Source organism: Nocardioides sp. Soil_C_8 (assembly GCF_057656315.1).
On record NZ_JBDGKQ010000003.1, the window covers coordinates 346368 to 358170 of the forward strand.

General features: G+C 73.7%; 3 protein-coding genes. 2 read left to right on the forward strand and 1 reads right to left on the reverse strand.

Features of this window, described 5'->3' with window-relative positions; translation table 11 throughout:
- Nucleotides 1-30: 30 nt before the first annotated feature.
- The gene (locus AC3A3L_RS15245; protein ID WP_487640891.1) at nt 31-10521 is read left to right on the forward strand and encodes a DUF7507 domain-containing protein; all 10491 of its coding nucleotides are present in this window, start codon (nt 31-33) and stop codon (nt 10519-10521) included.
- A gap of 35 nt (nt 10522-10556) precedes the next feature.
- Here the strand turns inward: AC3A3L_RS15245 and AC3A3L_RS15250 are convergent, their stop codons facing one another.
- Nucleotides 10557-11243, reverse strand: a complete 687-nt coding sequence (locus AC3A3L_RS15250) for a class E sortase (RefSeq protein WP_487640892.1) — start codon at nt 11241-11243, stop codon at nt 10557-10559.
- 167 nt (nt 11244-11410) lie between these two features.
- Here AC3A3L_RS15250 and AC3A3L_RS15255 point away from each other — a divergent pair, with 167 nt between their 5' ends.
- Nucleotides 11411-11713 (forward strand): hypothetical protein, encoded by a 303-nt coding sequence (locus AC3A3L_RS15255; protein ID WP_487640893.1) that lies wholly within the window; start codon nt 11411-11413, stop codon nt 11711-11713.
- Nucleotides 11714-11803: the final 90 nt, after the last annotated feature.

Here is an 11803-nt window from a genome sequence, read left to right on the forward strand (position 1 = left end):
GGCTCACTCGACACGTGAAGGACACACGCGATGCCTGCCTCTCGGACGGTTTCCACGTGGCTGCGCGCTGGCGCAGCACTCCTCCTGGTCGCCGTCAGCCTGGCGCTCACGGTCGTGGCGCCTGCCGAGCGCGCCGATGCCGCGGTGATCCGCCCGTTCACCACGGTCTTCTCGCAACAGACCAACGGGTCGATCCAGGTCACCGGCAACACCGTCTTCACCTGCGGAGCCACCGCGGCGTGCCAACAGGCCCAGACCGGCGCCGTGTCGTCGAGCAACAACAACTTCACGATGGTGCCCCTGGACACCGACGCCGACGCCACCACCACGCGGTCGTCGTCCGCCAACCTCACCATCCCGCCGGGAGCGCGCGTGCTGCACGCCGGCCTCTACTGGGGTGGCGCCCGGACGGCCGGCACCGGCGGCACGGCCGCCACAGGGACCGTCGGCAACATCCGCTTCCGCACCCCCGGCGCGGCGTCCTACACGACCCTGACGGCCCAGCAGCTCGACAACCAGACCAGCTCGACACAGGACTACTCCGCCTACCGCAACGTGACCGACCTGGTCCGCTCGGCCGGTGCCGGCACGTACTGGGGCGCCGACATCTCGGCAGCCACCGGGGTCGACCGCTACGCCGGGTGGAGCCTCGTGGTCGCGCTGGAGGATCCCGCCGCACCGCTGCGGGACCTCACGATCTTCAACGGCTACGCCACCGTCGTCACCAACGAGAACGTCGACACGACGATCTCCGGCTTCCTTGCGCCTCCCAGCGGCGCCGTCGGCGCCCGGTTCGGCAGCGTGACCTACGAAGGCGATGCGGGCATCACCGGTGACTACTTCCAGGTCGGCACCAACCGTCTCGCCGACGCGCAGAGCCCGTCGGCCAACTTCTTCGGCAGCCGGATCACGAGCGGTGGCGCCAACCTCGCCAACCGCAATCCCGCCTCGCTCAACAACCTGGGCCTCGACGCGAAGGTGGTCGATGCACCGGGCGTGATCCCCAACGGGGCGACCTCGGCCAACCTGCGCTTCGCCTCGACCGGCGACTTCTTCTACCCGGCGGCGCTGACCACCCAGATCGACCTGTACGCGCCCACGATCCAGGGAACGAAGTCGGTCACCAACCTCTCGGGCAACGCCCCGGCCAAGGTGGGTGACGTCCTCGAGTACACCCTCACCTTCAGCAACACCGGGGACGACGCCGCGACAGGTGCCGTGCTGACCGACGCGCTCCCGACGGGCACGACCTTCGTGCCCGGGTCGCTGCGGGTGACCGCCGGTGCCAACCAGGGCGCCAAGACCGACGCGGCGGGCGACGACCAGGGCGAGTACGACGCCGCCACGCGCACCGTCCGGCTGCGGACGGGCACCGGCGCCACCGCCGCGGCCGGCGGCCGCCTGGCGCCGTCCGCCACCACGACCGCCACGTTCCGGGTCCGGGTCGACGCGCAGTCGGCAGGTGCCACGCTGCGCAACACGGGCGTCCTCACCTACCGCGCGGAGACCATCGGCCGCGACTACACCTACTCCACCGCGGAGGTCGCCACCCCGGTCGCGGAGGAGGCCGACGTCTCGCTCACCAAGTCGGGGACGCCCGAGACCGTGCTGGCGGGCAACCAGGTGTCCTACACCCTCACCGCCCGGAACGCGGGCCCGTCGACCGCCTCCGCGGTCCAGGTGGTCGACACCCTCCCCGAGGGCGTCACGCTCGTCTCGAGCACCCCGGCCTCCGGCGCCTGCTCCGCGGCGGCCGGAACCCTGACCTGCGACATCGGCGCCATCGCGTCCGGGGCCACCGCGACGGTGACGGTCGTCGTACGCGTCCCACCCGGCTCGGTCGCGACCACGCTGACCAACGTGGCCCGTGTGAGTGCCGCGACGTCCGACCCCGACCCGGGCAACAACAACGCCTCTGCGACGACCGCCGTCACCCGTCAGGCGGACGTGGGGCTCACGAAGTCGGCCTCGCCCACCAACCCGGTGCCGGGCACGGCCGTCACCTACACCCTCGTCGCCACCAACAGCGGGGCCTCGCGCGCCGCGGGCGTCACGGTGACCGACAGCCTTCCCGCCGGGCTGTCCGTCCGCTCGGCGACCACGGACCGCGGGACGTGCGAGGTCACCGGCAGCCAGGTCGCCTGCACCGCCGCCGGGCTCGACCCGGGCGAGTCGGCGACCGTCACCGTCGTGGCCGACGTCCCGTCGGGCGCACCGTCCACGGCGCTCACCAACTCTGCGCGCGTCGTCTCCACCACGCCCGACCCCGACGCGTCGAACAACGCAGCGTCCGTCACCGTCACCCCCCAGGCCCCCCGCGCCGACCTTGTCGTGACCAAGCAGACCGTGACCTCGCCCCTCGTCGCCGGCCGCCCGGTGCGGCACCTGGTGACCGTTCGCAACGACGGTCCCTCCGACGCCACCGAGGTGACGCTGGACGACCCGGTCCCCGCTGCCGTCACAGGCGTGTCCGCCACCCCCAGTGCCGGGTCGTGCACGGTCGACGCCGGTCGCGTGCGGTGCGACCTCGGCCTCCTCCCCGCCGGCCGATCGGTCCAGGTCGCGATCGACGGCGACCTCGCGCCCGGCGCGACCGGGACGCTGGCCAACTCCGCCACCGCCTCCTCGCCGACCACCGACCCGGCACCGGGCAACAACACCGGCACCTCGAGCGCGCCCGTCACCGCCAGCGCCGATCTCGCCGTCACCAAGTCGGCCGGCCCGGTCACCGACGGCGCGGTGGCGACCTACAGCATCGTCGTCACCAACAACGGCCCCTCGGTCGCGCGATCCGTCACCGTCGTCGACGACGTGCCGGCGCCGCTGTCGTACCAGGGGTCCAGCTCGGACCAAGGAACCTGCTCCGTCGCCGCGGCGACCGTCACCTGCGCGGTCGGCGACCTGGCACCCGGCGCGAGCGCCACCGTCACCGTGCGCGCGCAGACACCGGCCAACGGCAGCGGCCGCGGGGTGACCAACACCGCCCGCGCCTCCTCGCCCACCCCCGACCCGGTCGGTGCCAACAACGCTGCGAGCTACACCCTGCCCACCACGGCGCAGGCCGACGTGAGGCTCACGAAGACCGTGTCGCCCGGCCCGGTCGTCGCGGGCGAGTCCGTGACCTACCAGCTCACCGCTCGCAACGCCGGTCCCTCCGACGCCGCCGGCGTCACGATCACCGACACCATCGGCGCCAGGGTCACCGGGGTCAGCGCGAGCACCACGACCCCCGGCGCGACCTGCGCCGTACCCGTGGGCAACGACGTGTCGTGCACAGTCCCGTCCCTGGCCAGCGGTGCGACGTTCGTCGTGACCATCACCGGTTCCGTCGCTCCGGGCGCGACGGCCGGGGCGCTCGTGAACGACGCGGACGTCAGCTCGACGACGCCGACCGACCCGACCTTGGACAACAACACCGCGTCGGCGACCGTCGAGGTGGTGCGCAGCGCCGACGTGTCGGTGACGAAGACCGGGACCGACACCGTCGCGGCCGGCGAGCAGGGGGAGTGGACCCTCGTCGTGCGCAACGACGGCCCGTCGACCGCGACGGACGTGCAGCTCACCGACTCGCTCCCGTCCGGGGTCACCTTCGGCGGCGCGACGGGGGCGTCCTGCTCGGCCGAGCGCGGCGTCGTCACCTGCCCGGTCGGCACCCTCGCGCCGGGCGCCGAGGCGACCGTGACCGTGCGCGGCACGTTCGACGCCGGACTCCTCGGAGGAGTCGAGCAGGTCAACACCGCGAGCGTCTCGTCGTCCACGAGCGACCCCGATCCGGCCGACAACACCGACGACCAGCCCGTCACGCTCACCGAGGACTCCGACGTCAGCGTCACCAAGGAGGCCGTGCCGGCCACCCTGGTGCCCGGCGCCGAGTCGCTCTACGTCCTCACCGTCAGCAACGACGGGCCCTCCGACGCGCGCGACGTCGTGCTCACCGACGCGCTCGACGGGGACCTGACCTTCGTCGAGGCGACCATCGAGGGCGGCGGCTGCACCGTGTCCGGCCAGGTCGTCACCTGCCGCCGGGACCTGCTCCCGGCCGGAGCGAGCGCGACGGCCCGCATCCGGGTGCTGGTCGACCCCGACCGGCGTACGCCCCTCGCCAACACCGCCGCGGTGACCAGCAGCAGCGACACCACCCCGGCCGACAACGAGTCGAGCGTCACCAGCCAGGTGGCCCCCAGCGCCGACCTCGCCGTCCTCAAGACCGCCTCCGACGACCAGGTCGCCGCCGGTGAGGGCGTCACCTACACGCTGACCGTCGTCAACAACGGGCCGTCGCTCGCCAGCGCCGTCGACCTGACCGACGACCTGCCGGAGGGCGTCGTGCCGGCCTCGGCGACCACCACGTCCGGCACCTGCGCCATCACCGGCCAGCAGCTGACCTGCGACATCGGCGACGTCGAGCCGGGTGCGCCGGTGACCGTGACCGTCGTCGCCGGGACCGCCCCGGGTGCGGCGGCCGGGCCCCGACAGAACCGGGCCGAGGTGTCCTCCCCGACCACCGACCCCACGCCGGGCAACAACACGGCCCGGGCCACCGTCGACGTGGTGGCCGAGGCGGACGTCCAGCTCACCAAGACCGCCGGGAGCGAGAGCCTCGTGCCCGGGCGCCCCGTCAGCTGGACGATCGTCGTCAACAACGCCGGACCGTCCACGGCCCGCGGCATCGTGGTGACCGACACGGTGCCAGGAGCGGTCACGATCACCTCGGCGTTCCACGGAACGGCCACCCCCTGCGCCGTCGCGGGGCAGCAGGTCACCTGCGACCTCGGTGACCGTCCGCCGGGTCAGCGGGTCATCAGCATCACCGGCACGCTCGCCTCGTCGTACGCCGGCACCGAGCTCGCCAACACCGCGCGGGTCGAGACGGCGACGTCGGACCCGACCCCCGGCAACAACGCGGCCACGGCGACGTCCGGCATCTCGCGCATCAGCGACCTCGAGATCGTCAAGACCGTCGACGACCCCACGCCGGTCGCCGGGCAGCGGATCACCTACACGCTCGCCGTGCGCAACAACGGCCCCTCCGACGCCCTGAACCCCCAGCTGATCGACCAGCTGCCGAGCGGCCTGACCGACGTCGTCATCCGGACGCCGACGCTCCAGGGCCAGCCGGCCACGGCCGAGTGCGAGCTGCGCCAGCCCGTCAATCCCGGCACCGTGGACAACCCGGCGGCGCCGACCGTCTTCTGCAACGGTCCCGTGTTCCGCGCCAACCTGCCCGAGGCGGTGATCGGCAGCGTCACGGCGACCGTCGCGCCGGGCTTCACGGGCACCCTGACCAACACCGGCCGGGTGAGCTCGGACACGATCGATCGCGCCGCGGACAACAACGAGTCGTCCGTCGCGACCGTCATCGGCGCCAGCGCCGACGTGTCGGTCGACAAGGCGCTCGTCGACGGCCCGCCCGTGCCCGGCGAACGCGTCGCGTGGACGATCACCGCGGACAACGCCGGCCCTTCCACGGCACGGTCCCTCGTCGTCACGGACGACGTGGACGACGCGCTGACCGGCGTGACGGCCACCGTCGGTGGCAGTGCAGCACCGTGCACCGTCGGGCAGGGGAACGTGGTGACCTGTGCCCTCGGGGACCTCGGGCTCCAGGGCAACCCGGTCGTCGCCCTCTCCGCCGACGTGCCCCCCGACTTCACCGGCACCCTCGTCAACACGGCCGAGGTGTCGTCGACGACCCCCGACCCCGACCCGACCGACAACAGCGACACCGTGTCGACGACGCCGACCGGATCGGCGGACGTGGCGATCACCAAGACGCTCGTCACCGACCCGCCCGTCCCCGGCGAACCGGTGAGCTGGAGGCTGCTGGTCACCAACAGCGGCCCCTCGGTCGCGCGTGACGTCGTGGTGACCGACGACCTGCCCGACGCGCTCACCTCCGTGACCGCGACCACCGGGGCGACCCCGAACCCGTGCACGGTGGGTGCCGGGGGCGTCGTCACCTGCGACCTCGGCGACCTGCCCGCCGGCGGCGCCGGGTCGAGCGTGGCGATCACGATCGCCGGCGAGCTCCCCGAGGACTTCCGCGGCGCGCTCGACAACACCGCAGCTGTGGACTCGGCGACGGACGACCCGGACCCGAGCGACAACTCCGACTCGGCGGGCGGCACGGCGGCGCCAGCGGCCGACGTCTCCGTCGTCAAGAGCATGACGCCGCTCCAGCCGGTGCCGGGCGAGGACGTCACGTTCTCTCTCGTCGTCACCAACAACGGTCCGTCGACCGCGCGTGACGTCGTGCTGACCGACGACGTCGCGGACGCGCTCACCGGCATCACCGCCGGGACCGGCGCGACGGCCAACCCGTGCACCGTCGCCGGCGACACGGGGCTGGTGAGGTGCGAGCTGGGCGACCTGCCCGCGACCGGCGCGGGCGCCACCGTCGTCGTCACCATCAGCGGGACCCTGGCCGAGGACTACACCGGCGCCCTCAGCAACACGGCCGCCGTCTCGACGACCACGGCCGACCCGGTCCCGGACAACGACTCCGACACGGTCACCGGCACGGCTGCGCCGGTGGCCGACGTGGCCGTCACCAAGACGCTCACCACCACCCCGCCCGTCCCGGGCAGCGAGGTCTCGTGGTCGCTGGTCGTCACCAACACCGGGCCCTCGACCGCGCGCGGGGTCGTCGTCACCGACGACGTGCCGGCCGCGGTGACCGACCTGCAGGCGTCCGCCCCCTGCAGCGTCGGGTCCGACAACGCCGTGACGTGCGAGCTCGGCACCCTCGCCGACGGCGCCAGCGAGACCATCACCCTCACGGGCACGCTGGAGCCCGACTTCGAGGGCACGCTGTCCAACACGGCCCAGGTCGCGTCCTCGACCGACGACGCCGACCCGTCCGACAACGAGGCGACGTCCACCGCCACGGCCGCTCCCGACGCCAACGTCGGGATCGTCAAGACGGTGTCGCCGAGCAACCCGGTCCCGGGTCAGCCGGTCGAGTGGACGCTGGTGGTGACCAACACCGGCCCGTCCGTGGCGCGCGAGGTCGTCGTCAGCGACGACGTCGACGACCGCATCACCGACCTCACCGCCTCGTCCCCCTGCACTGTCGGCGCGGACAACCAGGTCACCTGCGAGCTCGGCGACCTCGCACCGTCCGACGACCCGGTCGCCGTGATCACCCTGACCGGCGACGTGCCCGCGGACCTCGACGGCCCGCTGAGCAACACGGCCACGGTGAGCTCGCCCACCGACACCAACACCCCCGTCAACGACTCGTCGACCGCCGAGCCCGCAACCGCCCCGGGGGCCGACCTCCGCGTGGTGAAGACGGCGTCCACGCCGACGCCCGCCCCAGGCGGGACCATCACCTGGACGGTGACGGTGACCAACGGGGGACCCTCGGTCGCGCAGGACGTGGTGATCACCGACGACGTCGCCGATGCGCTCACCGGTGTCACGGCGAGCGCGCCCTGCACCGTGGGCGCCGACAACGCCGTCCGCTGCGAGGTCGGTGACCTCGCGACGACCGGCGCCGGCGCGACCGCGACGGTGACCATCAGCGGACGGCTGCCGGCGACGTTCACCGGTGACCTGCCCAACACAGCATCCGTCGCCTCCGACACCCCGGACGCCGACCCCTCGGACGACTCCGACACGGTCGTCGCCACCGCCGAGCCGCGGGCCGGCGTGTCCGTCGCCAAGGGCGTCAGCCCCGCGAGCCCGGTGCCGGGCGCCGACGTCACGTGGACCGTCACCATCTCCAACGCCGGCCCGTCCGTCGCGCGCGACGTGGTCCTCACCGACGACGTGGTCGACGAGATCTCCGGGCTGCGCGCCACGGTCGGCGGCGGAGCCGACGCCTGCACGATCGGGGAAGGCAACGCCGTACGCTGCGAGCTCGGCACCCTCGCGGCGCCGGACACCGTGGTCGTCACCCTCGTGGGCCGGGTGCCGGCCGGCTTCACCGGCGACCTGGACAACACCGCGGTGGTCGCCGCGCCGGACGACACCGACGCCTCGGACAACTCGGCGACCGCGGAGGCCACCGCGGACCCCCGGGCCGCCGTCTCGATCGCCAAGTCCCTCTCCGGTGACGAGGTCGTGCCCGGGGAGACCGTCACCTGGACGGTGACGGCCGCCAACGGCGGTCCGTCGGTCGCTCGTGACGTGGTCGTCACCGACGACGTCCTCGACGCCCTGACCGATGTCACCGCCACGACGGGGCAGGGGGCCGACCGCTGCACCGTCGGGACCGGCAACGCGGTCACGTGCGCGCTCGGTGACCTGGGCCCGGGGACCTCGCAGACGATCACCGTCAGCGGCCGGCTGCCGGCGGACTACTCCGGTGAGGTCGACAACACGGCGACCATCGCCTCGCCTACCGACGACACGACCGGCGACGACTCGGCGTCCACGGACGACACCGCCGTTCGGCGCGCGGACGTCGGCGTCACGAAGTCGTTGCGTCCCGCCGCCCCGGTGCCGGGGGAGGAGGTCACCTGGACCGTCGCGGTGAGCAACAACGGTCCGTCCGTGGCGCGCGACGTCGTGGTCACCGACGACGTCCCCGACGCAGTCACCGACGTGACGGTGAGCGCCGACGGCGATCCCGACCGGTGCACGGTCGGGACCGGCAACGCGGTGACCTGCGAGCTCGGCGACCTCGCACCCTCCGGCGCCGGCTCCGTCGCCACCATCACGATCACCGCGACACTTCCCGCCGACTTCACCGGCGACCTGACCAACACCGCGTCGGTGGACTCGGCAACACCCGACGACAACGCGGACAACGACCAGTCGACCGCCGTCGGCACGTCCGCCCCCCGGGCCGACGTCCGCATCGCCAAGTCGGTCGACCCCGGCCGCCCCGTCGCCGGGGAGGACGTCACCTGGACGGTCGTCGTCGCCAACGACGGTCCCTCGGTCGCGCGCGACGTCACCGTGTCCGACGAAGTGGAGGACGAGATCAGGGACCTCACCGCGACCGCGGACTCCGACCCCGACGCCTGCACGGTGTCGACGGACAACGTGGTCACCTGCGACCTGGGCGACCTCCCGGCCACCGGGGACGACGCCGAGGTGGTCGTCACGCTGACCGGACGCGTCCCGGCGACCTACGTCGGCGCGCTCGACAACACCGCCGCGGTGGCGTCCCCCACGGACGACACCCCCGGCAACAACAGCGCCACCGCCGAGGCGACCGTCGACGGCCGTGCCGACGTGTCCATCACCAAGACCGCGTCGACGTCGGCACCGGTGCCCGGGGAGCGGATCAGCTGGGACGTCCGGGTCGCGAACGCCGGACCGTCGCTCGCGCGGGACGTCCTGGTCACCGACGACCTCCTCGACGACCTGACCGACGTCACCGTGACCGGAGGCGGCGGCACCTGCACCGTCTCCACCGGCAACCTGGTGCGCTGCGAGCTGGGCGACCTGGCGGCGGACGCGTCCGCCGCGGTCACGATCAGCGGCGTGCTCCCCGCGGGCCACACCGGCGCGGTCGACAACACCGCGCGCGTCACCTCGCCGACCGACACCACGCCCGGCAACAACGAGGCGAGCACGGGGGGCACGGCAGCCCCGCGCGCGGACCTCTCGATCGACAAGGCGATGGCGCCGGCCCGCCCGGTCGCCGGCGAGGACGTCACCTTCACCCTCGCCGTGCGCAACCAGGGCCCGTCGACCGCACGCGACGTGGTCGTCTCGGACACGCTCATCGAGGCACTGTCGGCCAGGTCGGCCGTGATGACCGGCGGTGGGTCCTGCGACGTCGAGGGGCAGCGGGTCACCTGCACGCTGCCGCGCCTGGCACCCGGTGACGCCGCCACCGTCACGCTGGTCGCGGCGGTCTCCCCGGCGTACACCGGCGAGGTGACCAACGTGGCGTCGGTCTCCGCGGCCACCCCCGACCCCGACGAGACCGACAACGTCGACCAGGTCAGCGAGGGCCCGGGCAGCGGCTGCGCGTCGCGACCGGGCGCGCGGGTGCAGGTCTGTCCGGACGTGCGCATCAGCAAGACCGCATCGGTCGACCGTGCCGCGCCCGGTGACCGGATCACCTACACCATCACCGTCTCCAACGCGGGTCCCTCGACAGCGACGGACGTCCGGGTGGTCGACGCACTCGACGAGGACCTCACGCTCGTGTCCGCGGAGGTCGTCGAGGGCGGGGGCGAGACCAGCACGACCGACGGCCGGTTGACCGCGCTCCTCGGATCGCTCGCGCCGGGCGCCTCGTGCACCCTCCGCCTCGTCGCTGTCATCGACGACGACGCCGTGGGGGAGGTGCCCAACGTGGCCGTCGCCTCGACGTCCACGCCCGACGCCGGCAACGTGCAGGTCCAGGACGGTGCTGCCGTGGAGGTCCTCGCCGAGGACGCGCCCGACGGCGGCAGCGATGGCGGCGGCAACGCCGGCGACACCGAGGGGGACGACGGCGTGCTTCCCGACACCGGTCTCCCCGCCGGCGTGGTGCCGCTGACGGCGCTCAGCGTCCTGCTGCTGGCGCTCGGGCTCTGGCTCGTACGCCGGTCGCGCGTGAGCGGGGGCCGCTGACGGTCGACAGAGCACCGCGGGGTGCCGCCCGGCCGTCAGGCCCGGTTCGGTTCCTTCGACCGGAGGTGTCCGAAGGCCACCAGTCGGTCGTCGGTGTGGAACAGCTCCGAGCAGGTCGTCAGGGTGAGCAGCCGGCTGCCCGGCTCCTGCGCGGGTTGCGTGCCGCCGTCGGGGTTTCGCGGGAGCGCGTCGAGCACCCAGCCGGCGGTGAACGGCACCGTCAGGTCGTCCCCGCCGGTGTCGAGGACGTAGGTGTACGTCCAGGTCCGCGTCTCGACCACGACCTCGTCGCCCGGCTCGAGGTCCGGCATCGCACGCAGGGGCTCGCCGTGGGTGACCCGATGGGCTGCCAGGGCGAAGTTGCCGCGCCCGCCCGGTCCGGCACCGGAGGTGAACCGGCCGAAGCCCGCCGCGAGGACCTCGTCGCTGGTGCCCTCGAGCAGGGGCACGGCCCAGTCGTCGCCGAAGCGTGGGATCCGCACGATCGCCGACACCGACCCGTGGGTGGTCTCGACGGCTTCCGGGCCCTTCGCAGGAGCGTTGCCGACGTCGCGGACCCACGCCTGCTCGACCTCGTCGACGAGGGCGCGGTGCGTGCGCTGCGAGACGACGTTGGTGCCCCACACCTGCCAGGCGACGTACGCGCCGAGGCAGAGGCCGGCGACGACCAGGACGACGCCCACGCGTCCTGCCCAGCGCGCCGTGGTCGCGTCGTCGGCCATGTCCGGAGTCTGCCGCACGGACCCGGCCGGCGTGCGCACCGGCCCGGACCGGGGACGGACCGGGCCGGGACAGCCCTGCCCCGACAGCGCGCTCGTTCCGGCCGGGGCACATGCGCACCCAGCACCGTGGGAACGGGACCGCGACCACGAGTGAGGAGCGAGGACCCATGACCAGTCACGACGACGCCGCGCGCGAGGCCGCGTCCGAGGAACGCGCATCCACACCGGGCTCGGCCGGTCCGCAGCGTGCAGCGGGCGGCATGGGCTCGAGCAGCGAACGTGTCGGTCATGCCGGGCCGGGGCAGGAGGGGACCGACGGCGTACGGGACACCTCGGTGGTGGACGCCGAGGGAAGCGTGCCGCCGGAGCAGAGCCCCGGGGACCGCGAACCCCAGCCCGAGGGACTCGAGCCCAAGGCCGGCTACCCGAGCCTGGATCCGCGACACGAGGAGAAGCCCTACAAGGGTTGACGCCGGGCTCGGCGCGGGCGACGCCCGTCGGGTTCGGGCGTCCGGCGACGGCGCATCCCTCGAGGCGGTGGGGGTACGGGGGGCCTCGTC